Annotated in this window: 21 protein-coding genes; 9 read left to right on the top strand and 12 right to left on the bottom strand. The window is 39.7% G+C overall.

Annotation, left to right across the window (positions count from 1 at the left end; translation table 11 throughout):
- The first annotated feature begins 50 nt into the window (after positions 1 to 50).
- From FERPE_RS06605 to FERPE_RS06580, 6 genes are all read left to right on the top strand, one after another.
- Positions 51 to 1,145, top strand: a complete 1,095-nt coding sequence (locus FERPE_RS06605; RefSeq protein ID WP_211204745.1) for an HD domain-containing protein — start codon at positions 51 to 53, stop codon at positions 1,143 to 1,145.
- A gap of 22 nt (positions 1,146 to 1,167) precedes the next feature.
- Entirely contained in the window at positions 1,168 to 1,812 is a 645-nt protein-coding gene (minC, locus tag FERPE_RS06600; RefSeq protein WP_014451861.1) for a septum site-determining protein MinC, read from the top strand.
- Positions 1,805 to 2,881 (top strand): M42 family metallopeptidase, encoded by a 1,077-nt coding sequence (locus tag FERPE_RS06595; RefSeq protein ID WP_014451860.1) that lies wholly within the window; start codon positions 1,805 to 1,807, stop codon positions 2,879 to 2,881. The genes minC and FERPE_RS06595 overlap by 8 nt, the downstream gene beginning before the upstream one ends.
- Positions 2,881 to 3,888 (top strand): M42 family metallopeptidase, encoded by a 1,008-nt coding sequence (locus FERPE_RS06590; RefSeq protein WP_014451859.1) that lies wholly within the window; start codon positions 2,881 to 2,883, stop codon positions 3,886 to 3,888. Before FERPE_RS06595 ends, FERPE_RS06590 begins: the two co-directional genes overlap by 1 nt.
- Before the next feature lie 145 nt (positions 3,889 to 4,033).
- The gene (locus FERPE_RS06585) at positions 4,034 to 6,448 is read left to right on the top strand and encodes an Ig-like domain-containing protein (RefSeq protein WP_014451858.1); all 2,415 of its coding nucleotides are present in this window, start codon (positions 4,034 to 4,036) and stop codon (positions 6,446 to 6,448) included.
- 16 nt (positions 6,449 to 6,464) lie between these two features.
- A complete protein-coding gene (locus tag FERPE_RS06580; protein ID WP_014451857.1) occupies positions 6,465 to 8,564 on the top strand; it encodes a S8 family serine peptidase in 2,100 nt (699 codons plus the stop codon).
- A gap of 154 nt (positions 8,565 to 8,718) precedes the next feature.
- Here FERPE_RS06580 and FERPE_RS06575 read toward each other — a convergent pair whose 3' ends face one another.
- Both FERPE_RS06575 and FERPE_RS06570 read right to left on the bottom strand, forming a co-directional pair.
- Positions 8,719 to 9,594, bottom strand: coding sequence for a carbohydrate kinase family protein (locus FERPE_RS06575; protein WP_014451856.1), 876 nt, complete (start codon positions 9,592 to 9,594; stop codon positions 8,719 to 8,721).
- On the bottom strand, positions 9,591 to 10,349 hold the full coding sequence (locus FERPE_RS06570) for a tetratricopeptide repeat protein (RefSeq protein WP_014451855.1): 759 nt from the start codon (positions 10,347 to 10,349) through the stop codon (positions 9,591 to 9,593). The genes FERPE_RS06575 and FERPE_RS06570 overlap by 4 nt, the downstream gene beginning before the upstream one ends.
- A 223-nt stretch (positions 10,350 to 10,572) precedes the next feature.
- On the opposite strand from FERPE_RS06570, the gene fmt reads away from it, so the two are divergent.
- Positions 10,573 to 11,505, top strand: a complete 933-nt coding sequence (gene fmt, locus FERPE_RS06565) for a methionyl-tRNA formyltransferase (protein WP_041263405.1) — start codon at positions 10,573 to 10,575, stop codon at positions 11,503 to 11,505.
- 54 nt (positions 11,506 to 11,559) lie between these two features.
- A complete protein-coding gene (locus tag FERPE_RS06560) occupies positions 11,560 to 12,900 on the top strand; it encodes a flagellar assembly protein A (protein ID WP_014451853.1) in 1,341 nt (446 codons plus the stop codon).
- On the opposite strand, the gene FERPE_RS06555 is transcribed toward FERPE_RS06560, so the two are convergent.
- Positions 12,872 to 14,089, bottom strand: a complete 1,218-nt coding sequence (locus FERPE_RS06555; protein ID WP_014450884.1) for an IS110 family RNA-guided transposase — start codon at positions 14,087 to 14,089, stop codon at positions 12,872 to 12,874. The two genes, FERPE_RS06560 and FERPE_RS06555, sit on opposite strands and share 29 nt — an antisense overlap.
- A 224-nt stretch (positions 14,090 to 14,313) precedes the next feature.
- On the opposite strand from FERPE_RS06555, the gene FERPE_RS06550 reads away from it, so the two are divergent.
- A complete protein-coding gene (locus FERPE_RS06550) occupies positions 14,314 to 14,640 on the top strand; it encodes a hypothetical protein (RefSeq protein WP_014451852.1) in 327 nt (108 codons plus the stop codon).
- Between the two features lie 74 nt (positions 14,641 to 14,714).
- Here the strand turns inward: FERPE_RS06550 and FERPE_RS06545 are convergent, their stop codons facing one another.
- The 9 genes from FERPE_RS06545 to FERPE_RS06505 all read right to left on the bottom strand — a co-directional run bounded on the left by FERPE_RS06545 (position 14,715) and on the right by FERPE_RS06505 (position 24,205).
- Entirely contained in the window at positions 14,715 to 15,089 is a 375-nt protein-coding gene (locus FERPE_RS06545) for a hypothetical protein (RefSeq protein ID WP_014451851.1), read from the bottom strand.
- 183 nt (positions 15,090 to 15,272) lie between these two features.
- On the bottom strand, positions 15,273 to 16,160 hold the full coding sequence (gene lgt / locus FERPE_RS06540; protein ID WP_014451850.1) for a prolipoprotein diacylglyceryl transferase: 888 nt from the start codon (positions 16,158 to 16,160) through the stop codon (positions 15,273 to 15,275).
- A 60-nt stretch (positions 16,161 to 16,220) separates the two neighbouring features.
- On the bottom strand, positions 16,221 to 17,552 hold the full coding sequence (locus FERPE_RS06535) for a hypothetical protein (RefSeq protein ID WP_014451849.1): 1,332 nt from the start codon (positions 17,550 to 17,552) through the stop codon (positions 16,221 to 16,223).
- A gap of 6 nt (positions 17,553 to 17,558) precedes the next feature.
- Positions 17,559 to 18,200, bottom strand: a complete 642-nt coding sequence (locus FERPE_RS06530; protein ID WP_014451848.1) for a winged helix-turn-helix domain-containing protein — start codon at positions 18,198 to 18,200, stop codon at positions 17,559 to 17,561.
- A gap of 21 nt (positions 18,201 to 18,221) precedes the next feature.
- A complete protein-coding gene (locus FERPE_RS06525) occupies positions 18,222 to 19,487 on the bottom strand; it encodes a methyl-accepting chemotaxis protein (RefSeq protein ID WP_014451847.1) in 1,266 nt (421 codons plus the stop codon).
- Between the two features lie 44 nt (positions 19,488 to 19,531).
- Positions 19,532 to 20,842, bottom strand: coding sequence for a GGDEF domain-containing response regulator (locus FERPE_RS06520; protein ID WP_014451846.1), 1,311 nt, complete (start codon positions 20,840 to 20,842; stop codon positions 19,532 to 19,534).
- Positions 20,843 to 20,879: 37 nt separating this feature from the next.
- On the bottom strand, positions 20,880 to 21,473 hold the full coding sequence (locus tag FERPE_RS06515) for a chemotaxis protein CheB (protein WP_014451845.1): 594 nt from the start codon (positions 21,471 to 21,473) through the stop codon (positions 20,880 to 20,882).
- Positions 21,474 to 21,633: 160 nt separating this feature from the next.
- Complete coding sequence (locus FERPE_RS06510; protein WP_014451844.1) at positions 21,634 to 23,391, bottom strand: ATP-binding response regulator; 1,758 nt, start codon at positions 23,389 to 23,391, stop codon at positions 21,634 to 21,636.
- A gap of 37 nt (positions 23,392 to 23,428) precedes the next feature.
- Positions 23,429 to 24,205, bottom strand: coding sequence for a hypothetical protein (locus tag FERPE_RS06505; RefSeq protein ID WP_014451843.1), 777 nt, complete (start codon positions 24,203 to 24,205; stop codon positions 23,429 to 23,431).
- Positions 24,206 to 24,211 lie beyond the last annotated feature (6 nt).

Below are 24,211 nucleotides of genomic sequence, written 5' to 3'. Positions count from 1 at the left end.
TCCACTTTCCCGCCATCCTGTGGTATAATGTAAATTAAGAAGACTAAGGGGTGGTCTCTTTGGGGAAGGGAACATTTTTATTTTCTTTAACCAATCTTTTCACCATCCAACGTTGGAACAATCGGCCAGCCTTGTTGAGATTCACTGAGGCGGATAATTCTTTTAATACGCTTTTTCTTTCGTTTGTTTTTATCACAATTCAAAACATGGACAACACCAGAAAAAGCCAAGCGCTTGAAAACAGTTTGCGTTGGCGACTATCTCGTGAGCTACCAAAAATCGTGCTTTCCGATGTCTCTTTGCAGTTGAAAGAACGTATAGAACGGTTTGCTCCACAAGTGTGGAATGAAGTTAGGAAAAAAGCACTCGACGATTTAAAAAACTTTGCAGATGAAGAAACTGTAAAGCTTCTTGTCACTGAAACACAAGAGTGTAACCCCTTGGATAAACTTGCCGACCTTTACGTTAGCTATCTTGAGGCGCAAGAAAATGGCAAACTATACGATTACAGGCAACCGTTGAAAGAGCTTAAGGAGAAGATAGACAACATATCTCAAACAATTCCGCAAACAGAACTGGAAAAATACTGGGAAATCGCTCAATATGTTTGGACACCTCTGCTGAACCTCACATCGATGGTTCGCTGGAACCGAACGCACAGGAATGTGCGAACAAGTGTCAGCGGACATTCTTTTATTGTTGTCACAATAGCTTACCTGATTGCCAAGCTTTTAAAGTTTGAGCATGTTGAAGAAATAATCATCAAAAGCATACTCCACGACCTTCCTGAGGCGTTCACAGGTGATGTCATAACCCCCACGAAAAAAAAGGTGGCAGGTCTTGACGAACTTGTGGCAAATGTTGAAAAAGAAATGACTATCGAATGGATTAGTGGTTGCGAAGCTTTGACACCAATTAGAGAATACGTCGATTGTGCTGTCGAACCATTCTCAGGTGAGGCAGGTAGGATTGTTCGTACAGCTGATTATCTGGCTGCGTTGTTGGAATGTGCAGTTGAAATCAACTCAGGTAACAAGATAGATACTTTCAGGGAAAATTTCTTTAATTTCAAGCGTTTGGTAAAAGAGATTTCTCCGATAGATGTTTCTGAATGGATTGACGAGATAGAAACGATAATATTCTAAAATAAAGCAAAGGGGTATGGCGATGGTCGATTTCAAGATGACAAAGGACGGATTGGTGTTATATATAAAAGATTACACAGATATTGTTGATGTCCTTCAGAAGATAGAGGACAAAGTCAAGGCTATGGGGAATTTCTTTGCCAAAGGCGACAAAATCATGTTACTGGTGGAAGAGCACGAAAAACACATCTCTGATATCCCAAAAATAGTGGCAAGAGTTCAGGAGCTTGGACTCACTATCTCTCATGTTCTGATGGGCTCCGAAGGGAAAAATGATGTGATAATTAGAAAGAAAGTTGATATGGTCAATCAAGGTGATACACGTTCAGGTACTAAATTAGTGAAGAAGAATTTAAGAAGTGGGCAGAGTATAATTCATTCCGGTGATGTTATCTTGGTAGGCAATTTACACGCGGGAGCCGAAATCGTTGCTGGTGGCAGTGTCGTCATCTTTGGGCGGTGTCAAGGCACGGTGAGGGCGGGGATAAACGAAGGCAGGGAGTCTGTTATCATTGCTCTGAGCTTCGAGGCGCCTTTTGTCCAAATATCGGATTTGAAAGGGACATTTACTGAAAAATTCAACTATCCAGTTATTCTCCATGTAAAAGCAGGACGAATAGAGGTCGGAAAATACGATAGTAAGATAGGAGGGATAGAAGTTGGCTAATAAACAAGTAGAACTGAAAACAAATGAACTACTTTTGAGATTAACATCAATCCCTGGACCTTCTGGATACGAAGACGAGGTATTAAAAGAAATTGAGCAGATAGTGAAACCTTTTGTTGATGAATGTTTCAAAACACCGATGGGGAGTTTGGTCTGTGTGAAAAAAGGGAACGGACCAAAGATTGGCTTTTTTGCGCATGCTGATCAAATAGCGTTTGTGGTTACTAAGATATACGATGATGGTTTTCTGAGACTTTCAGGAGTTGGTGGATGGGATCCCAAAACAGTAATTAGCCAAAAGGTATGGGTACATACTAAGAACGGGAAACTGAGAGGTGTAGTTGGATTTATGCCACCACACCTTCAGACAACTGAGGAATCGAAAAAAGTGCCGGATTACGATCACATCTTTGTAGATGTGTCTATGAATCAAAATTGGAAAGATATATCAATAGGGGATTTAGTTACGCTTGATACAGAAGGTTTTGAAAAGAATGGAACAATCTTTGCGCCAGCGCTCGATAACAGGGCAAGTTGTGTTGCGATAATAAAGGCTGCTGAATTACTTAGCAAAATCAAGACCGAAGCAGAGGTCTATTATGTATTCTCAACACAAGAAGAAATCGGTGGACCGGGTGCGAGAAGCGGGGCATATATATCGGAAATCGAATATGGGATAGTTATCGACGTGACACACGGAGACGAGGATGTTCCAGGTTATCCAAAAATCAAAATAGGTGAAGGGCCAGCTGTTGCGGTTGGGCCGGTGACAAATAGAAAATTTGTAGAACATATAAACAAGGTGGCTGGAAGATACAACATAAAGACCCAAATAGAACCTATCGCAGGAAGGTCAGGAACTGATACCGACGAGGTTCAGCTTACAAGAATTGGTGTTAAAACAGCACTAATATCTATACCATTAAAATACATGCATAACCCGTATGAAAAAATTGCCGTTAAAGACGTTGAGGACACGGCAAAACTGCTTGCGTTTTCCGCAGCACACTTGCCAGAAATCGAATATGAAGAGTCGCAAAACGCAGACTCAGTTAAGGAGGGAGAATGATGTTCAAATACCTGAAAGAGCTCACAGAAATAAGTGGACCTTCGGGAAATGAAGACGCAGTGAGAGAATATATAAAGGAAAAAATCTCTGGGAAAGTTGATGAGATATTTATAGACAGAATGGGGAATTTAATTGCTTTTAAAAAAGGTAAAGGCAATGGAAAGAAAATTTTGCTCGATGCACATATGGACGAAGTAGGATTCATAGTCACTAACATCAACGAAGATGGAACTCTTTCCTTCGCACCAGTTGGTGGAGTGGATACGAGGGTAATCATTGGAAAAAAGGTAAAGATTGGAAAAGATGTTGTTGGTATAATTGGTTACAAGGCGATACACCTGCAAAAAGATGGATACATGAACGCGCCGAAATACAGTGAACTAAAAATCGACATAGGAGCGAAATCAAAAGCGGAAGCTGAAAAGCAAGTTAAAATAGGAGACTATGTTTCATTTATCACACCTTACGAAGAGCAAGGAGGCTTTATCATCGCAAAAGCGTTGGATGATAGGTGTGGATGCAGTGTGTTGATGGACTTAATTGATGAGAATATCGAAACACAAAACGATATATACTTTGCCTTTACAGTCCAAGAAGAGACAGGGCTAAGAGGACCTGCGATAATCGCCGAACAACTCAAAGCAGATATTGCTATTGCTGTTGAGACAACAACAAGTGGAGATGACCCGGAACTCGAGAAACAACTGTGGTCAACACACCTTGGTGATGGACCAGCTATCACATTTATGCACAGCGGATATGTGGTTCATCAGGCAATATTTGAAAAGCTTATCGAAACAGCAAAGCAGTTCAACATACCATTCCAGTACAAAATGCGCACTGTTGGTGGTACAAACGCAAGAAGATACGCGCTCACGGGTATTCCGGCGGGTGTTGTTTCCGTCCCGGCAAGGTATATTCACTCGCCTGTTTCCGTGATTAGCAAGAAAGATTACGAACATACCATTGCTTTGTTGAAAGAATTTCTTAAACGCAAGGATTTTTAAGGCATAGTTGGATTTCTGACGATGTTGACATTGCTTTACAAAAAATTGTATAATTTAATATGCCATCACGTGCCGTTTTGTAGGGGGGCTTTTAAAATTTCAAGTTTAGCTCGCAATACCACATCTCAAAAGAGGGGGGATTAAGGTGAAGAAAGCGGCATTTTTAGCCATCGGCTTGGTACTTTTGCTCATTCTCACACTGAGTGGGTGTGAGCAGGTAGGTAACTTGTTCAACAAACCACCGGTGTGGAAGAACTATTCTTACACAAAGACAGCCAGGGTTGGTCAAGAACTGACGTTTGACCTCTCGAGTGAAGTAAGCGACCCAGATGGTGACCCAGTAACGATAACTATCGTTGGAGAAACATACGGAGCTATGATCACGAACAAGACATTCAAATTCACTCCAACCAGTTCTGAAACATTTACTTTTACATTGAAAGCAAGCGATGGTAAGGGTGGAGAATCCTATGCTACGTTGGTAGTCACAGTTAATCCTTTGCCAAACAGTGCTCCTGTATGGAACTTGCCTGAGGATGGTATTCAAATACAAAAAGGTGAATCTCTGAATTACGCATTAGAAGACAAAGTTACGGATCCAGATGGCGATGAAGTAACGATAACGATAGAAAGTGGCCCCACTGGTGCAAGTATCACTAACAAAACACTGACATGGAGCACAGCAAGTGTTTCTGAAGGGCTCTACATATTCTTGCTTAAGGCAACGGATTCTAAAGGTGCTTTCACTTACGGTCAGTTGAGAGTTTCTGTTGTTCCTGTACCACCAACAAACAGGGCTCCAAATGTTTTGCCCGTTCCAGAACAAATTGCAAACGTTGGTAAGCTTGTAACTGTTAATCTTGCAGATTACGCGTATGACCCAGATGGTGATGCATTAACCTTTACGGTAAAATCTGGTCCGGGGTATGTTATAGGAAAGAAATACTACTGGTTCCCCACAACGAAGTCGACAGATGCTCAGAATGTAACAATCGAGGTTTCAGACGGCAAAGGTGGAATTGCTAACCTTACGTTCAAAGTTAAAGCTCCGTACGATGGAGCAGGTAGTCTTACTGTTTACGTAACAGACTACAAATCCGGAGCAGCTGTACAAGGTGCGACGGTAGAACTTAGAGCTGGAACTAACACGGTAGCAACTACAACCACGGATGAAACAGGTAAAGCATCTTTCAGCAACGTTCTGCTATCTTCTACAACAGACTTTGACATTGTTATTAAGAAAACTGGACATGCAAGAACGTACATCGAAGGTCTAAGACTAAGGCATGCTGAAACAGTGAAGTTTGAAACTCAATTAAGAGTTGCAAAGCTTGGACCAACAACATCTGATAAACCATTCGAACTTGAGTTCGAAATGTATGATGCTAACGGAAATATGCTGTTGCCAGGTTCGAATCTGACTACTAATACAATAAGCGTTGTTGGACAAGCAACATCTACGGAATACGCATTCAACCTTTGGTATGTTAAAGTTGGTGGTGTTCCTGGAACCGGAACCTTCACAAATCCAAGAACAATAGGTTACTCTGGTTCTATACTTGCAACCCAGTCAGCGAAAGAATTTGAAGGAATGACACCTGTATTGATAGATGTTTATGACCAAAACGACAACAGATATGAAAAGATAGTTTATATAAATGTTATCAGACAACCAGTTTCAAGCATTGTTCCATATATTGTTCAAAAATACACAGCAATAGCGCCAACGAGTTACAACATACTTGCTTACACGAGAAACCAGGCAATTGAGTTCTACAAGAAAGGAACAAATCCGACAGCAGCAGGCAAAGGTCAGAACCTCTACATTGAAGTACGCTGGAGACCGTGGTATTCAACATCCGGAACAACAATGCCAAAGGCTTACAGGATTTATAGGTCCTTTGACAACGTAACGTATGAACCAATTGCAACAGTTCCAAATACGTACTATTACTACCGCGATTACTCAGCAGAGCTTGAGCCAATGAAGAAAGTCTACTATGCGGTCTCTTCAGTTTACGATGGATTTGAAACACCGTACACAGTTATTGGTAACGTAATTCCACTACCAATGTTTGACGTGGTTTACGAAAGCCCAGTCAACGGTTCAACAAATGTTTCAAGAGATCCAACATTCAAGTGGAGATTCAATGGAGTCCCAAGGACCGAAGAAGGAACAGTCACATACTATTATGACATCTGGCTATACGATGAGGTTGTGAATGATTACTGCTACTATTCGATAGGAAAGGATCCAAAAGCAGGTTCTTACAGTATTTTCTACACCACATCAGATACTCCAACTGTCGAATTTAACTTTAGTGACTTTACATCAGGAACATACCGCTGGATAGACTTTGCAGCTGGAGCGTGGTATCCATACAACAAGCTCCAGGCTAACAAAGTTTATGAATGGGGTAATGAACTGTTAGTTGCGATGGTGATTGACGCAACGGACAGAAGTATTGCTTATGCGATAAAGGTTGATGAAGCCGGATTTGTTGATCCGTGGGGTGTTAAAACAGAGATTTACCACAGATTTGTAACCGGTGAGAACTAAGAAAGGGGGGATTGCGATGAGAAAAGTATTGTTGATAGCTTCCATTGTTGCTCTTATTCTCGCGCTCTTTTCATGTGCAAATCCGAGTTTTGAGCCAAGGAGCAAAGCAAAAGATTTAGCATCGTTACCGGAGATAAAATCTCAGGGTTACCATATACTCTTCGGTGAATTGAGGGACGGGGAATATACCGAGGGTAAAATCCTCGTTGGTTACAACGATAGGTCGGAAGTAGATAAAATAGTCAAAGCAGTTAACGGTAAAGTAGTGCTCGAATTACCACAGATTAAAGTGGTCTCCATAAAACTCAATGGAATGACGGTTAAACAAGCATACGACAAGATAAAGGCACTTGCACTTAAAGGTATCAGGTATGTTGAACCAAGTTACAAGAGGGAGCTCATAAAACCAACAGTTGTGAAGCCAAATCCTGATATGTACAAAATCAGAAAACCTGGGTTGAACAGTACTGCAAGAGATTACGGTGAAGAACTTTCCAACGAACTCTGGGGCCTTGAGGCAATTGGTGTAACACAACAGCTTTGGGAAGAAGCATCGGGAACAAATATTATCGTTGCGGTTGTTGATACTGGTGTCGACGGCACCCATCCAGATTTGGAAGGGCAAGTTATCGCAGGATACAGACCGGCATTTGATGAAGAACTCCCAGCAGGAACAGATTCATCCTACGGTGGTTCACATGGAACACACGTTGCTGGAACGATTGCGGCAAAGAAAGATGGAAAAGGTATCGTTGGTGTTGCACCTGGTGCAAAGATAATGCCGATAGTTATATTCGATGACCCAGCACTTGTTGGTGGAAATGGTTACGTTGGCGACGATTATGTCGCAGCAGGTATAATTTGGGCAACAGACCATGGTGCAAAGGTAATGAACCACTCTTGGGGTGGCTGGGGTTACAGCTACACAATGAAAGAAGCATTTGATTATGCGATGGAGCATGGAGTTGTCATGGTTGTCTCAGCTGGTAACAATACATCAGATTCACACCATCAATATCCAGCAGGTTATCCTGGTGTTATCCAAGTTGCTGCTCTTGACTACTACGGTGGAACATTTAGAGTGGCAGGTTTTTCAAGCAGAAGCGATGGAGTCTCAGTTGGCGCACCTGGAGTTACGATTCTCTCGACGGTTCCTGGCGAAGATAGTATCGGATACGAAGGGCACAACGAAAACGTTCCTGCAACAAATGGCGGTACTTATGATTACTATCAAGGAACCTCAATGGCTGCACCGCATGTAACAGGTGTTGTTGCTGTATTGCTACAAAAATTCCCGAACGCAAAACCATGGCAGATAAGAAAATTACTCGAAAACACAGCATTCGATTTTAACGGAAATGGTTGGGATCACGATACCGGTTATGGTCTGGTAAAGCTCGATGCAGCATTGCAAGGTCCTCTTCCGACACAAGGTGGAGTCGAAGAGTTCCAAGTAGTTGTTACGGATGCTAAAGGAAATTTCGGAGTCCCAACGGTCTTTGTATCAATGATGAGAGACAATGGTTCATGCTATTATGCGAAAACAGGTCCTGATGGTATAGCAAGGTTCCCACACATCGACAGCGGCACTTACGACATATTTGTTGGTGGACCAGACCACTGGGATAGAGCTCTGGCTCCTTACGATGGAGAAAGTATTCCCGGAGGTTATGCCATTGCTTTGAGAATGGCTGAGGAAAGGCAAGCTTCCTTCGTCGGCTTTGGAGTTTCTCCAGATGCAACACAACTCAATGTCAATTTTAATTCGACACTGCAAGTTAAATTCAGCACTAACCTCTCAACACTGAAAGACCCACAATTTGTGGTTGTTGATCCGTTACTAAGAGGAGTTTACGGTCGTGTGGCATACGCAAGAAATCAAACATACGATTTGTCGTTACTCTCAGGTCAAATTTCATTTGGTATACAAACGCTCTTACCAGCAGCGACAGATATTACAATCCAAGGAACAGTAACATTGAACGGTGAAGACATCCCTGTTTACGGAGTTCTAAAAGCTGGAACCACATGGACTATAATTGATGACTTTGGTGGATTGAATTTGGGCACCGACTCGCAGCCAATCTATGTCTGGTGGACAATCTTCGGACAGTGATAGTTTCATTTTAACGTCAAAGCAAACCGATGGGGTGTTCAGACCCCATCGGTTTTTTGTTTTGCCTTTGCATTCAATGGTATGGATGGTAGTATGCATGGCATTGGAGTGGAAAAATAGAGTGATGGGCAATTTAATAAAAAAGTAGATGGTTTTACTCTTTGAATTTTTGTACTTCCTCAATCGTTGGAAATGCCCGCGTTGTGCCCTTCCTTGTGCATGTTAGTGCTCCACATCTGTTGGCAAAAGAGAGGATATTCTCGACCGGAAAATTGTTTAGAATACCATATATACATCCTGCGCTAAAAGCGTCACCCGCGCCTGTTGTATCAAGTGCATCTATCGTATATGGTTTCCCATATGTGATTTTCTCTTCGCAAGCATGTATACTGCCTTTCGCACCAAGTTTCATGAATATATTCTTTATCCCCAAATCCAACAAAGTACTTAACGCTTCAAACGTGTTCTTTGTTTCGGTTATCTTCAACGCCTCTTCTTCGTTGAGTGAAACGAAATCTATCCCATCAAGTATTTTTGGTTCTACATATTTGCACAACTCGAGGAAGATGGGTTTGCCTAAGGTTTTTAAGTATGAAAGTATTTCATCAGATTCTCCTGCACCTATCTGGTAGAAGATTATGTCAGAGTTTTTTAGAGTTTTTTCGTGCAACGCAATGTCTTCAACACAAAGTGTTGCATTCGCTCCAAGATAGTTGAACATTGTATTTGTTCCATCACTTTCAACAACGATAAACGTGAAGCCCGTGCGTGTGCCGGGCTTCACGTTGATTAGAGGAATTACACCAAACGATTGCAGCTGTGAAATTGCATTTGTGCCGAGCTCATCGTCTCCGATGTTCGCGATAAGTTGTGTCAGGATACCTAGCTTTCTCAGTGCAACAGCGATATTTGTCGCCTTACCACCAATAGAAGTTTCTACATTCTCAGATACATGATTTTTTCCAATCTCTATAGTGTCTACTGAGTAGTTAAAATCGATGTTTAACTTTCCAATGCAAGTTACGGTCATTTGAGTTTTTTCAATTCCTCCTGTGCACTTTTTACAGCATCCTCGTGTGTTTTGATAAGCCACGGATGTGGACCCATTGAAATAACTTTTTCAAACATCTCCTTCGCTTTAGTTTTATCTCCGGTTTTTAGATACAAATAACCAAGCTCAAGGTATATGTTTGAGTAGTTAGGAGTTAGTTTAGCTGCCATATTAAGCTGTTCTTCGGATTTTTTGTAGTTGTAGAGCGGCCATGGGACATCCCTGTATCTCATACCAGACGCAATGAGTGCGAAGGTTTTATAAAGTCTTTGTTCTTCATCAGTTTCGTTAAGCAATTTAACTGCGTTGTCGATGTATCTGTCAAAATCACCAAGCATGAATAGACTTTGAACAATGCCTTTGTATTGTGCGAGCCTACCAATTGCAGCACCTGCGATGTAAGACGCTCTTCCATTCTTTGGGTCGAGTTTCAAAGCCATTTCAGCATACTGGCGTGATTTTTCGTAGGTTTTTTCTTTTTCTTTGTCGCTAATTCCCCACAGGCCGTATTCCAAATACGCATCTGCAAGGATTGTTAAGAGTGTTGTATCTTTGTCGAAGTGTAATGTTGCTTCTATCGTTTTTATCACGTTTTGTATCTTGGTCACATCTCGGTCTCTTCTGGCTTCGTAGAACATTCTGTTTAAATCTTGCGCTTTAACTTCAGCAAAAGTAAATGTGCTCAGTAAAAGTGCAGCTAACGTTACCACAAAAATCCACTTGAACTTTCTCATCTTTACCCCTCCCAGTTTTTGCTTTGGTTTTACCGTCCCTTTTCAGAGTTTGGCATTTCTAACATTGTAAATTATATCAAAACTTTCCTGGATTTTTGCAACGGATTTTGAAATTGGCTTTTATGATATAATAAAAATGTAATAAATGTCGAAATGAGAGCAATTTTGGTGTAGAAAAGAAAGCGAGGTTGTATAGATGAGCAGTGAAAAGACAAGAAATGATTTGAGGATTCTTTTTCTTGGCACTCCAGAGTTTGCAGCAAGCTATTTGGAGTTTTTATTGGAGAAGGGATACAACGTTGTGGCTGTTATATCACAGGCAGACAAGCCACGTGGCAGAGGTCAGAAGTTGTTGCCGACCCCTGTAAAAGAAGTGGCTTTGAAGTATAATATCCCCGTTTTCCAACCCAAAAGCTTGGTGAGGGAAGGACCGCAGATACTCGAGAAATACAAACCTGATATCGGAATAGTTGTCGCCTACGGCCGGCTTTTGAAGAAACCCTTTTTGGATGCTATACCATTCTATAATGTTCATGCTTCTCTTTTACCTAAATATCGTGGTGCCGCTCCTATGCAAAGATGTTTGGAAGCAGGAGAAAAAGTTACAGGGGTTACAATATTTAAAATTTCTGAAGGGATGGACGATGGTGATATAGCTTTGCAAAAAGCGTTTGAAATCAGTGAATGTGAAACACTTGGCGAATTGTACGAAAAGATGATTATCCATGGAACAGAATTACTCGATGAATTTTTGAAAAGATATCCGGTGCCTCTGGTTCCACAAGACCACTCACAAGCTAGCTATGCACCTAAGATAGACAAGAATGATTTGCACGTTGATTTCTCAATGCCGGCGGAGATGGTAAGAAACAAAATACGAGCGTATGACCCGGTCCCAGGTGTGAAAGCAAGGTTAAACAATACGGAGGTCAAACTCTTTGCTGCTTGCGAGATAGAACAAAATGACAAGCATAGTACGTACAAACCAGGGACGATAATTTCTATAGACAAATCAAAGGGAGGACTAATTGCTTGTGGAAAAGGTGCATTGTGGATAAAGTATATCCAATTCCCGGGAAAAAACAAGATAGGTTTTGGTGATGCGAAAAACGGAGGACTTGTAAAAGAAGGTATGTGCTTAGAAAGAATTTATTAACTCCTGCATTGTGAACGGTAAAAAGGAGATGGAAAGATAATAAGGGGGGAGGGTATGGAAGTTATTAGGGTAAAAGAATTGACGGAGGTTTTCGAGGAACTCGAGAAACGATACGGATCGAAATGGTATGAGCATGTTCATGTTGACGTCAGCACAGATATAGATGGGACTATTCGTGCAGTTGTGACACCGATAATCTTCAAAGTTCCTAAAATAAAACAATTAATTATCGAAGAGCATTCTTCCGAACTTACATTAAAAAGGAAAGATGAACATTTACAAAAGACACTAACTACACCTGAAAATCTTGAAGAGAAACTTAAAGAATATGAGAATCCAAGGGTTCATGTAACGATAAGTGAGGATGAAATGAAAGCATACGTAACCATCATTCCGGGTTTTGAAAGAGAAGTTCCGACAGTTGAAGAACTGATGAAAATCCTGATTGAATCGGGAGTGGTTTATGGAATTAAAAAAGACGTGCTGGAGAAGATTCTTGAAGAGAAGCTAACATACCAGCAAGTTGTGGTTGCGGAAGGTGTTGAGCCAACTCCTCCAGTAGACGCGATGATAGATTACAAATTCAATACATTAAGAGATTCTACAAGTTTCGACGAATTCCCAACGTGTGACGAAGGGCAAGTGCTTGCTGAGAAAATACCTCCCAAAGATGGAGAACCAGGCAAGACCGTGACGGGGAAAGAGTTACCGAGCCAGAAAGGTAAGGATTTTGATATAAGAAAGTATGCTGGAGAGAACACAAAGGTGGTTGATAATAAAATAATAGCTACCATCAAAGGTCAGCCATATGTTGATGACAATGGAGTGGTGCATGTAAGGAACGTTCTTGTAATTGGTGAAAGAGATTTAGAAAAAAGCCAAAAAATTGATTTTCCAGGAACAATTATCATTACATGCAACGTTGATGGGGCATTTAAGATAACCGCAGGAAAGGATTTAAATGTGAATGGTGTGGTTTCCGGTAGCGTCAGAATAAAAGCAGGTGGAGATGTGTACATAAGAGGTGGCTTTTTTGGTAGAGGCAAAGGGGCTATAGTTACCGATGGAAGTGTTACTGTGCAGTTCGTTACAGAAGGTTTAGTGATTGCGAAAAAGGATGTGAATGTGCAAGATTACATAATGAACTCTGATGTGATAGCGGGAAGGGCTGTTAAGGTCACTGGGGAAGGTTTGGTTGTTGGAGGCAATGTGAAAGCAGTTGAGTTAATAGAAGCAAAGAAGATTGGTAACGAATATGGTTTGGCAACAAATGTTGAAGTTGGTATAGATTTTGAATATGAAACTACCAAGGCTGAAATTACACACAAACTGAAATTACTCTTAGATGAGTTGAGTAATACGGGAGTCAACTATGTAAAATTAAATTTTGAGTAGAAGACGAAAATGTATGATCGATGTTGAATTTCTCGCGCTTTTTCATCATAGCAAATATCGTCCTTAGCAATTTGTGCGCTACACTCATCATCGCTTTTTTGTATACTAACCCTTGCGCTCGTTTTCTTTGAAAATATGCTTTAAAATATTCGTTGTGTCTCACTACATTCACACTCATCAGCCAAATTATTCGTCTCAGGTGTGCATTGCCCCTTTTGGATATACGGCTTTCTCCTTTGTGTTTGCCTGATTCATCTACGCTTGGGTCAAGCCCACAATAGGCAATTAGTTTTTTGTAAGTGCTAAATCTTGAAATATCGCCAACTTCGGCAAGAAAATACAGTGCGCTATTTTCACCAATTCCGTCAATGGACGTGAGTATTTCAACATCTTGATTAAGCGAAGCACATTTGCAATATTCTTTGAGCATCTCATCAAACTCATTAAGTTGCTGTTGTAAAAATCGAAGTTCCTTGATAGTTTGAATAAGAATCTTCTCTTTCACTGGCCAATACTGAGCGATGGAGTTGTTAGCAAGCTCTTTAAGAGTTTCTGGGGTAAGTTTTAACTTTCTACCGATTGTTTTTGAAAAGAAAACACGTAGAGAATCAATGGAGGCTTTTTGGATAGCTTTAGCAGAAGGGAAAGAAGAAAGCAAATCCAAGATAGCATCATTGTAGATGTTGGTCACTTTTTCAAGTTCAGGGAAGAGGAGAGAAAGAAGCTTTTCGATGTCGTTTTTGACTCTTGAGATTTGATGAGTGATGCTTTCCTTTTTCCTTGCAATATCCCGAAAATCTGAGTTGAGGAAAGAAGAAGTAGGAAGAATGTGATGGGTATAGAAGATGGTAAGAGCAATAGAGCGAGCATCGATTTTGTCAGTTTTAGTTTTCCTAAGCCCAACGGGAAGAGATTTGTTAACAAGCAAAGGATTAAGAACGACACAAGAGAAATCATTGAGAGAGAGGAAAGAAAGAAGGTTAAGATGGTAACAGCCAGTAGACTCCATAGCGATAAGGACAGAAGACTTAGGGAAAACGGAGAGCTTTTGAACAAAGGAGGAAAACCCTTGTTTGGACATATCGAAAGCAGATTCGAAGATGATAGAATTAGGATTTTGGATAGCACAGGCGTTGAACTTATGCTTGGAGATGTCAATACCGACAAAGATGGAGAAGTTTTGAGACATACTAAAACCTCCTTTCGATTGAATAGGTTAAAAGGCGAGGGCAGGGGCCTGCTGAACCAAACCTCCAGTGTGACGAGGGTTAAAAACCCAACCAACTTATCATGGTTAAAGGCAGGCGACAGACTCCCGTAATGGCTTGAAAGCCAAGGGACACTAAGTCGTCCTGCCCTGCCTATTTTTTGACTAAAATATTTATACCATACTTTTACGTAGGAGGATACATTTTGAAACTGCGGGCAGCGTATGAAAAAATATCTGGAGAGAGTGTTAAGAAGGAACAACTTAAAAGCCTTATTGTTCAATTAGAAGCGAGAAGGGAAGAGATTATAAGGGAAATCAACGAGTTAAGGAGAAAGCTAAAAGTTTTGAAACATGTCTCGGTTCAAGAAGCATTGAAAATGAACCCAAAGATTATAATCAAGGAGACTTGTTTTGCTGGTGTCACGATAAATATTCTTGGTGAGGTTTATAAAACTACGTTTGAGTTAGGTCCCAGGGCGTTGAATTTACAGGCGTTAAAAGAGTTAAAATATCAAAACAGAGGATATTGAGAAAAAATCCCCGTGTGTTGGAGTCCAACACACGGGGCAATGCCTTTTATTGGGGGATGGGGAGGGGGAGAAATTTATTTTTTTGTATTGTAGCCCATTCTAAAGTAATCAAGATTTTCATCATGTTCAATCTTTTTATATCTGTGATTTGCCGCCTCATACATTCTATTTATTATCGCCCTCAAATCACTTCCTTCAGAAAGTTCGTCTACAATTTTTTTGAGCTCATCAACGAATTCAAATTGAAATTCCTTTTCATCAAAACGAATTTGTTCTTGTAGAGAAGCAGGGATATCTGGGTTAATTTTTCTGAGAAGTTTTATGATAAACTCTGCAAAGACATCCCTAACGTCGCTCTTTCTCTTAGCTTCAGCAAGTTTTTCACGGTATTCTGTCTCAAGTTCGTGTTCGTACTTTACATAACTCAACATCTTTTCTCTGTTCTCCATACAATCCCTCCTTAACTGAGCTACCACAAGATGGAGACCCCGCCTTTAAATCTACACCTAATGTAAAGAAACTCTTTGGATATCTTTTCCATAAATTTAGACCTTTCATTCTCGAAAAACGTTCAAGAAAATTTTAAAATTGTAAAAAACTTGTGTGAAATAGTTCATTTTTGAGCTTGAGCTTTATTTTTGAACATCGTTCTTATTTTTTCCCATTAGGTATGCATACCACGAGGCACCGAAGATTATAAGAATCATACTCACTATCTGTGCCGCCCTAAGATTACCTGCCATTAAGCTATCAAGTCTTAAGCCCTCAATCCAAAATCTGCCAATGGAGTATAGAACTAAATAAAGTGCTGTTGTTTCTCCAAAGTGTCTCTTTCTTTTTTCCACGATGAAGTACAGTATTACGAAAACAGTCAAATCCCAAAGGCTTTCGTAAAGGAATGTGGGATGGAAATGTGTATTCATATCAAATCCGGGAATTCTTTTTTCCGGAGGCACAAACATTCCCCACGGTAAGTTAGTAGGTCTTCCATAGGCTTCGTAATTGAAGAAATTTCCCCATCTTCCGATTGCTTGGGCAACTGGGAGAACGGAGGTGAAAAGGTCAGCAGCGTGAACAAAGTTGAATCTTTTTTTCAACTTTGAATAAACGTATATCGTTATTAGTGCAGCAAAAAAAGCTCCATGTATCGCAAGACCACCATGCCAAATCTTCCATATCTCAGAAGGATATCTCGAGTAATACGACCAGTTAAAAGCAACATAGTATACCCTTGCTCCGAGGATTCCAAATATAACCCCCCAAAATAAACCCTCGTCGAGGTCTTCAGGGGTTATAGGGTAGTTCTTTAGTCTTCTTCTGGCAAGGAAGTAGCCAGTGAATATCCCAGTAGCAATGCATACACTATACCATCGGAGTTGGAACTTTCCAATTTGGAAGATGTAATCTCTTACAATCAGTCTTCCTGAGAAGACTTCTCTAAGAAAGAAAAACAAAGCAGAAGCGATAGCAAGTATGATAACGAAAATAAATACAGACCTAAAAAGTTTGCCTTTTTTCACAACTCCTCCTCCTCTTTTTAAGTATTCGATTTTTCAGATGATTTTATATCTCTGCCAACTTCACTTGTTTTTTTGTCTTTTTCTCAAATCCTTTTCCCAGAGTTGTTGATAAACATAGCTTACTTTTGATAGCTTTTCTTTTATGGAGTCATCAAAAGGTAGGTAACGCCAGAATATTTCACGGACAGTTTTATCGAGTTTTTGTATACCGTTTGATTCTTTTGAAATCCACAGTATGTAATCCTTAATGAAGTATTCAGCTGGCTGACCTTTCAGTTTGTTTTCTTGAAGGTACTGATAGTATTCGCCTGTCAGTCCTTCTTCCATCCATCTGCCGAACGAAAGTTCCTTTTCTAGTTTCCATCTGTATTCTCCAAATGCTTGGAAAAACGGGTCTGTGCCTTTTCTGGAGAAGATTGGAACGACAATTCGACCTCGTCCGTAGATATTTACCCCTTCAATAGGTTCCCAGCAAAAACCATTTTCTCCGTAACCTGGCACCAAAATAACATAAGGTGGCATGTAAACTTCCGTTCCTTTTATCGTTCTTTTCAATGTTGTTGGGTCAAGTAATTTAAATTCCTCGAAAAGTTTTAGTGAGTATTTCTTTGAAAATATCGAATTGACTTCCCTTAGGTAATTTGTCGTGAGTGCTGGATATTGGATGCCCAATTTCCCAATAGCCTTTTTAACCATCTGCCTGATTACTTGTGGTTCGGTAAAAAGAGAAGTGGTTGTATCTTTCGATGTTTGTGGTATTTGCTGAATTGATGAAGTTTGTTCTTTTGCTTTGTCGAGGGTTTCTTTCAAAGTTTTTATATCGTTATCCAGTTTTTTGAGTTTCCCAATACTTTTAATTATCTCATCAAATATGGTATACACACCCTTTGTGTATGGACCTTTGCCTTGCACACCTTTCACAAGGTCCCTCAGTTTTTCTTCCTCTATGCTCCTTTCAAAAAGTTTTCTCTCGTATTCTTTCTCAATCCATGTGTAATCGAATGTGCGCTTTTCTTGTTGCTGGTCCTGAATGACTTCTTCGAAGGTTGATGGTGGTATTTTTCCGCTTTTCGCCGAAATTAGCCATTCATCAACGTAGTAAAAGGTGTCGTCTGAAGCTGATGATATGCATTCTTTGATTCTTTCTAAGTCTTCTCTGGTTAGATACCTTGGGTCAACTAATCCAAGGCGTATGAAAAGCTTTTGTTCGATATGAGATGTTTCTTCTAATTTCTGCGCAATGGCTTCGTAAACTTTCCAAAATACTTCAGTGAATTGCTCTTTGTATTCTGAGAAATTTTCTTCGTGCAGTCGCTTTATCGTTAAAAATTCCTCTTTTATATCATCCTGAATGCCTGAGAAAAGTTTGTCAAAGTATTCTTTTTCTTCCATCTTGCATTACCCTTTCCACACAAGTTTTAACTTGTCTTTTGAAAATTCAATGGTGTAAACGTTTCTATAACCACGTTCAAGTAGCTTTTTTGCCATTATTTCGCCATTTTTGAATGAAGCAACAAGGTAAGCATCGGCTGAAATCCTTGTTTCAAGAGGTAAAACAACTATGCCCTCAATCTTGGTTCCAATCTTTTTTTCATCCTCATCCAGGAAGGCAACGATGTTGTGGGATTGCCTTGTTGAAATTAAATGCACCAACAATTTGCCCACAACACCTGCTCCGTAGATACATAGGTCCCTTTTGCCAGCGATTTTCAGGAAGATGTCTGCGAACTTGAGTTCGATATTCTTATACATCTGTGCAATTTCTGATAGGTAACCCAGTCTCAGATAGTTTAACCGAATAAGTCCTGTGTTAGTTAATTTGTAGGTTCTATTTACCTTTTCGACTAACCCTTCTTTCTCGAAGTCCTTCAAGTATTTATTCACAAGTGAAGGCACGATCCCTGATTTCAAGGCTAATTCAGAATGTTTTGTTATACCTTCTGACAAAGCTTGGAGAATAGCCATGCGTCTGAAAACTGGAGAATATTCGAAGAACACATATTCACCGTGATGCTCCATGTTTTTTGCTTGTTCGTCCATTCAATTTCCCCCTAAAAATAATTAAATAACAAACCTTTCCAGTTCTGCTTTGAATCTTTCAATTTCATCTTTTATGTTGGAGATTGCTTCTTCCAGTTGTTCTATTCCAGAGTACAACTCCTCAACTGCTTCGTGTGCAGTCCTAGATGCGTTCACTATTTTCTCAACGTTCGTTGTAGATGCTTGTGATACTTGCAGGATAGTATTGAGTGATTCTCTTACTGAAGTTAGTCTTTTGGTGATTTTTTCTGTTATAAGTGTTGTTGATGTGACGATGTTTTCTACGTTTTCAAGTGACTGTCTACCCTCTTTTGCAAGATTGCGTGCAGAATTGGATAGTTCCATAATCATCTCAGCAATCCTTGATAAACCTTCTCTATCAATGTTCTGTTTGCTTGTTTCGATAGATACGTTTATTGCTAAAACGGTTATACTATCTGAAATGTCTGTTATCTTATCGGTTAATTTTCCAAGAGATTCCGTAAGCATAGCGAGTTTTGAAGTGTATTCGGTAATCTGTTCGATGGTGTTGGTGAACTCGTTGAGACCGTTGATTGTTGTCTCGGTTTCTGCACGACTTTCTTCTAAATATGCGGCAAACTCTTCAAGAGAACGGTCTAACTGAGTTGCTGCTCCTTCTGTGTTTTCAGCCATAGCCTTGATTTCAGAAACAGACGAGAATGTATGAATGATATTTTCTGAGATATTTCTCACAAGGTTGTTTGAAACTTGAAGTTGATACCTCGGCCTTTTCAGAAGTAATTCCGCAACGAAAAAGCCAGCTACAAAGGTAAGTACGATAAGTATTGGAACAATGAATTTGAAAAAGCTTGAAAGGAAACTTGCAAGTTCACCATATAGTTCATCATGGCGAGCAGCATGAGCTAAATAGTATTTTCCATCGAAAGCAAAAGCGACGTATCGTTTAACACCTTGGTATGTGTACGAGTAGATTCCAACCTTATTTGACTGTATATACTCAAACAGACCAGGAACAGCTTTCCTAACATCCAAGCCTACCTTTTGCTTATCTGTGTGTTCAACAGTTATGCCGTTTTCATCGATGAGATAGTAATAACCAAAAGTTGGTTCTCTTTCAAAGACTTTTTGTGAGACGCCTGCATTTGTGATTGAAACGACTTCTTGCAAGAAGGATTTCGTGCTCACTTGTTCGACTATTTTGTTGACACGTGGAATAATTATCGTAAGCAATATACTACTCCATGCTATAACGAACAGTGAAACGGTCAGTGCGTAACTCCAAGAAAGCCGCCATACCTTCTTCATTCTCTGTTCCCTCCTTGTAAGTTTAATAACCTGTCTATTTTTTGCTACAACTTCTCAAGGATTTCACCGACACTTTCGCCATTCCAAACAAATAGGTTCGTTTCCACTTCAATTTCTTTTAAGTTCTTATATTCTTCAGATTCATTAAAGATAATTTGGAATGACTCTAACTGTTTTTGAACTGGTGTTACGTTTTTTCCAAGTATTACAGCCAAGAACTTGCCTAATTCTATCCTCGCGATAGTATCGGAAAGTTGCTCTTCAAGGAATTTGACGAAGGTTCTCAGCAGTTGGTTTGTGTAATCTGTGCCTTTCGAAGTGTAGAGTTTTCTTAAGTTTAGCAACTTAATACTGACAAATGAAAGCGGCAGTTGGTTCCGTTTTGAGAAATCGATTAAATTTACTATTTTTCCAGTTATCGCATGCCTGTCGTAAGCCCCGGTTATCTCTTCTAATTCTTTCTGACTTCCGAGTAGCTTATGATAGTTTATCAGGTCAAAAATCAGCGAGATACTGTAATTTGCAAGAGCAAGAATTCTTTCGGCAACCTCTGGAACTTTTGGATTTTCTATGATTATGAAACCTATAGGTTCTTCTTTTCTTGTTATCACTTCCCCTATAGCATTTTCTATCTTTCGTTCCGTATCTTCATAGTAAACATCAATGTATTTAAAATAACTAAAGAATCTAATTTCTTCCGCTTTCTCGAAAACCGAATTGGGATTTGAGAGCTCTTTGTTTCCAAATGCATAAACTCGTGCATGTGAGTATGTCGAGACGCAAGCGTAAAAGTTATCAAACTCAAACAGCTCCGTGAATAGGTTGTATATTTTCTTCATTACCAGTTTTTCGTCGTAAATGTACTCGGAAAGTTGAAGAATTTCTTTTGTTATAGTTGAATCACGAAGGCTTTCTTCAAGTATATCAACAAGTTCTCCGAATGGCTCAATGTGAAGTGCGTAAAGCTCTCTCGACCATTCCATGGAGAATGGTTTAGCTACGAATTCTAAAACCGTTCTTTCTATTTCACTTTGTGATGCTGTCTTTTTCAAAAAAGCGTTAGCACCACTTTTCTTTGCCCAGAATGGGTTTATAGTTTCTTCAGCGCCTGTGAGAATCATTATTCCAACATTTTTAAATGTACTAAAGCTCCTGATAAATCGTGTGAAATGGACACCATTTAATTTTGGCATCACGTAATCTACGATAACAGTATCAGGAAGGAAAGAAAAAAATCTATTAAGTCCTTCAAGTCCGTCTTTCGCAACCTCAACGGCGTATCCGTGAATTTCCAGAAGGTTTTGTAAATAGGTTCTCCAAACTGCAGAATCATCAACAACAAGAACCTTTTTCACTTATTGTCACCACCTTTACCCTTATTTTTTTAACTTTTCATGCGTTGGTGTCTTTTGTTTGTTGTTTTGCCTCAGCGTTAAACATTTTAAGCATTTCCCTTATTTTTTCAATCTCCAGTTTTTCGTACCGCTCTCCAAGTTGTTTAGCAATATTTTCAGGGAGGTATGGAAATTTCGGGGTTCTTTCTATTATGAAATAGACACCTTTCTTTTTCAGCTCACTAACATGTTCTGCACCATCGCCCCCTAACCCGCCAAGGACTATTACTACGAAATCTTTATTGGCGAATTTCTTCATTGAACTGAACAGAATAGATATGGAAGGATGAATCGTTTCTTTTGAAGTGGTTTCATCAACAACAGTAACGGCATTACTGCCTAGAAAAATCAAGTCTTTTCCGCCTTCTGGTATGTATACTCCAGGTTCTAAGAAAACAGGTCCTTTTACTATTGTGACTTTTTGATTTGTTTCAGAACGTATATGCTGTGCAAAAGTTTCTATTGCACTACTTGTAAAATGAATATTAACTATGACAGGAAAATTCAATTTCTCACCGAGTTTTAGTATCTCAACAGCTTGCGAAGGACTTCCTGCTGAACCGACGATAATTACTTTCTTTGCATTTGCCATATAACATTCTCCTGATTGAACGAATTATGATTTAAGATATCGCAAAGGTAATTCATATTAGTTATTTTAGTCCTTTGCTGAGAATCTACGATGTTCAAGAACTTGCACGCGGAAATTCTCACATTTTCCTTTTCCCAACAATTTCTCACAGTTTTAAACATTACTGGATAAACCTTTCAATCAAACGTACCAATCTTTCAGGTGGTTCATCTTTTGAAAGGTACGCGTTTGCCCCAACTTCTAATCCCTTAGAAAGTTGTTCACTTGTAAGAGTGCTAAAGATTATTATCGGCACGTCCTTGTTTAGCTCCCTTATTCTTCTTGTTGTCTCAAAGCCATCAATACCAGGCATTTCAACATCGCACACAATAACATCTGGGTTTTCCTTTTTAAATACTTCGATACCTTCAATCCCGTTTTCCGCCTCGAAAACGGTGTAACCAAAGTTCACTAAGAATTTTCCGAGTATATTTCTTGTTACCACAGAATCGTCTATAACCAATACTTTGCGGACTTTTTCTGAAGGTTTCTGGAGTTTAAGGAATTGCTCCGGTGATATTATTGGCAAAGGATAGACAAAGATGTTCTTTACAAAACCTTTTATCATGCCATAACTTTCACTAGAGACCTGCCCGTCGAAGATGCCTATTAAATTGCTCACTAAGAGAGCTTTGTTATTCTTTGTAATAACTGCAAACCTCGGTGATGTACAACTGAATGTTATATCGTATAATTTATCTTTCTGCTTGAGCTGACCGTCTTTGATTTCCGCTTTGCTGACGATTTCCAATATATCTTGTAAATCGATGCAGAACCGCAAGTCATCAGCTTCTAAAACGAGAACTCTCACCAAGAAGGTCTTGATTGGGAAATGAACGATAAATCTTGTGCCTTTGCCTGTTGCCGAAACAACTTCAACGTCTCCGCCTCGTGCTGTTGCAAAGTTTTTCACAACATCAAGCCCTATACCTCTGCCCGCTGTTTCGTCTGCCTTGTCTTTCGTAGAAAAACCTGGGACAAAAATAACTTCTTCCGGTTTTAGATTACCCAGCCCTTTTTCGATAGCTTTCTGCTTGATTTTTTCAAATTCCAATCCTCTTCCGTCATCTTCAATTTCTAAGAACAATTCGTTACCCTGCACGTAGCTTCTAATTATTATCTTCCCTACCTCGGGTTTTCCTTTTTTAGTGCGTTCCTCTGGCAATTCTATACCATGCGCAATAGCGTTTCTAACCAAGTGGGTTAGCATGTTCAAAAGCATTTCAGAATCCTTCTTTTCGATTCTTTCTTCGCCTATTTGGAGTTCAAACTTTACTTTTTTCTTGTTCGAAAAGGCTTCTTGCATGACCAAAACTTCAAAGTTTGCAAGAACTTGCCTTAGCTTGATGTAGAAAGTATTTTCAAGTAAAGATACGAGTTTTTGTTTTACGAGTCGAATTTCGCGGAGTGCGTTTTGCGTATCCTCACGCATTAGACTGTTTTCTGCGCTAAGTGTATTTGAGAGTAACTCTTGCAGTAGTTCAGCAGGAATGGTTTCGCTTGTAGTTACGTAAGCTTTTGCTTCCGATGGAGATTTTCTACCTTCTATAATATCTATGTAATGTTCTAATTCGTTGTCTGTGAGGTCAGAGTCTTTTTTGAGGACTTCTGGGACCACTGTGAGTAACTTGAGCATGAAGTCTTCTGTTATCACGTCTTCACCGTTCATTTGCCGTTTGAAGTAATCCTCGATTTTGTGAAATAGTTGTTTAAATTTGTCGAAACCGACGAGACTTGCAGAGCCTTTTATCGTATGAAAAAGGCGATAAATCTCATGTATTGAAGTCGGGTCTTTGTTTTCGATGAATGATTTAATTAACTTTATCGCTTCTTGCCCTTTTTCATTCAATTCTTGAAGGAATACTTCCAAGAAATCCATACTATCATCCCTTTGTATTATTTTTTGGTTAAGGTAGTTAGGACTGATCAATGATTTTGTATATACCTTCAGGGGTTTCAAGGTAAGTTTCGTTGGAAGTTTCTTTCGTCAAGATATTACCATCGGATATGGCTACTTTAGAAGTTCTATATGCAACATTCTGCGTTATTACAACGAATTTCCCTGCATCGATGTTTTTGACAGGGATAATTTTATTGTAATCTATAAATCCATCCCATTCTTCCGTTTTAAAAGGTGTAACTACATCGGCAGATAGGATATTCAGTACGTTCGATAAAGATATCGCAAACGTGTTACCAACTATTATATATTTGCTTTTTAGTTCTCTAATGTGTTCTTTTTCCTCACTTTTCTTGTCTTGTTTTACCACTCGTGCTGTTTTGGGAAGGGTGACATAATATGTGTTGTAAACGTAATAGTGTTGTTCCGTGTCGTCTTCAAGGGCAACAATAACTCCACTGTATTCACCCAGTCTTCTGAACTGGTCGTCTTTATCTAAAGGAGTGTCTGGCGAAAATGGTATAGGAACTGCTTGGGCTTTTTCGATGATTCTTGTAACACCGAATGCGTATTCTTTTAATATCAAATAATATTTGAACACAGGTTCATCCAAGCCACTGTGTGTTACAACAGGGTAAAGGAAACCATCGTGCAACGCGAAACCGAAAACTTCTATCTCCTTAGGCGCTGGAAAGGCAACATCGCTAACTCCAATTACTAAGCTCGCATCTAGAGCTAACCGGACAACTCCGTTTTTGTGTTCCACCTCGCAAAAATAGAACTCTTGTGACATCGGACC

The sequence above is a fragment of the Fervidobacterium pennivorans DSM 9078 genome (assembly GCF_000235405.2).
GTDB classification, from domain to species: domain Bacteria; phylum Thermotogota; class Thermotogae; order Thermotogales; family Fervidobacteriaceae; genus Fervidobacterium; species Fervidobacterium pennivorans.
Note: the sequence above shows the minus strand (reverse complement) of the source record. Positions and strands in the feature narration are given on the sequence as shown.

Bases quoted from the DNA above. Each gene is read 5' to 3' on its own strand.
- minC (WP_014451861.1), top strand. From the start codon at position 1,168: ATGGTCGATTTCAAGATGACAAAGGACGGATTGGTGTTATATATAAAA.
- FERPE_RS06590 (WP_014451859.1), top strand. From the start codon at position 2,881: ATGTTCAAATACCTGAAAGAGCTCACAGAAATAAGTGGACCTTCGGGA.
- FERPE_RS06580 (WP_014451857.1), top strand. From the start codon at position 6,465: ATGAGAAAAGTATTGTTGATAGCTTCCATTGTTGCTCTTATTCTCGCG.
- FERPE_RS06575 (WP_014451856.1), bottom strand. From the start codon at position 9,594: ATGACCGTAACTTGCATTGGAAAGTTAAACATCGATTTTAACTACTCA.
- FERPE_RS06570 (WP_014451855.1), bottom strand. From the start codon at position 10,349: ATGAGAAAGTTCAAGTGGATTTTTGTGGTAACGTTAGCTGCACTTTTA.
- FERPE_RS06560 (WP_014451853.1), top strand. From the start codon at position 11,560: ATGGAAGTTATTAGGGTAAAAGAATTGACGGAGGTTTTCGAGGAACTC.
- FERPE_RS06555 (WP_014450884.1), bottom strand. From the start codon at position 14,089: ATGTCTCAAAACTTCTCCATCTTTGTCGGTATTGACATCTCCAAGCAT.
- FERPE_RS06545 (WP_014451851.1), bottom strand. From the start codon at position 15,089: ATGGAGAACAGAGAAAAGATGTTGAGTTATGTAAAGTACGAACACGAA.
- FERPE_RS06535 (WP_014451849.1), bottom strand. From the start codon at position 17,552: ATGGAAGAAAAAGAATACTTTGACAAACTTTTCTCAGGCATTCAGGAT.
- FERPE_RS06530 (WP_014451848.1), bottom strand. From the start codon at position 18,200: ATGGACGAACAAGCAAAAAACATGGAGCATCACGGTGAATATGTGTTC.
- FERPE_RS06525 (WP_014451847.1), bottom strand. From the start codon at position 19,487: ATGAAGAAGGTATGGCGGCTTTCTTGGAGTTACGCACTGACCGTTTCA.
- FERPE_RS06515 (WP_014451845.1), bottom strand. From the start codon at position 21,473: ATGGCAAATGCAAAGAAAGTAATTATCGTCGGTTCAGCAGGAAGTCCT.
- FERPE_RS06510 (WP_014451844.1), bottom strand. From the start codon at position 23,391: ATGGATTTCTTGGAAGTATTCCTTCAAGAATTGAATGAAAAAGGGCAA.
- FERPE_RS06505 (WP_014451843.1), bottom strand. From the start codon at position 24,205: ATGTCACAAGAGTTCTATTTTTGCGAGGTGGAACACAAAAACGGAGTT.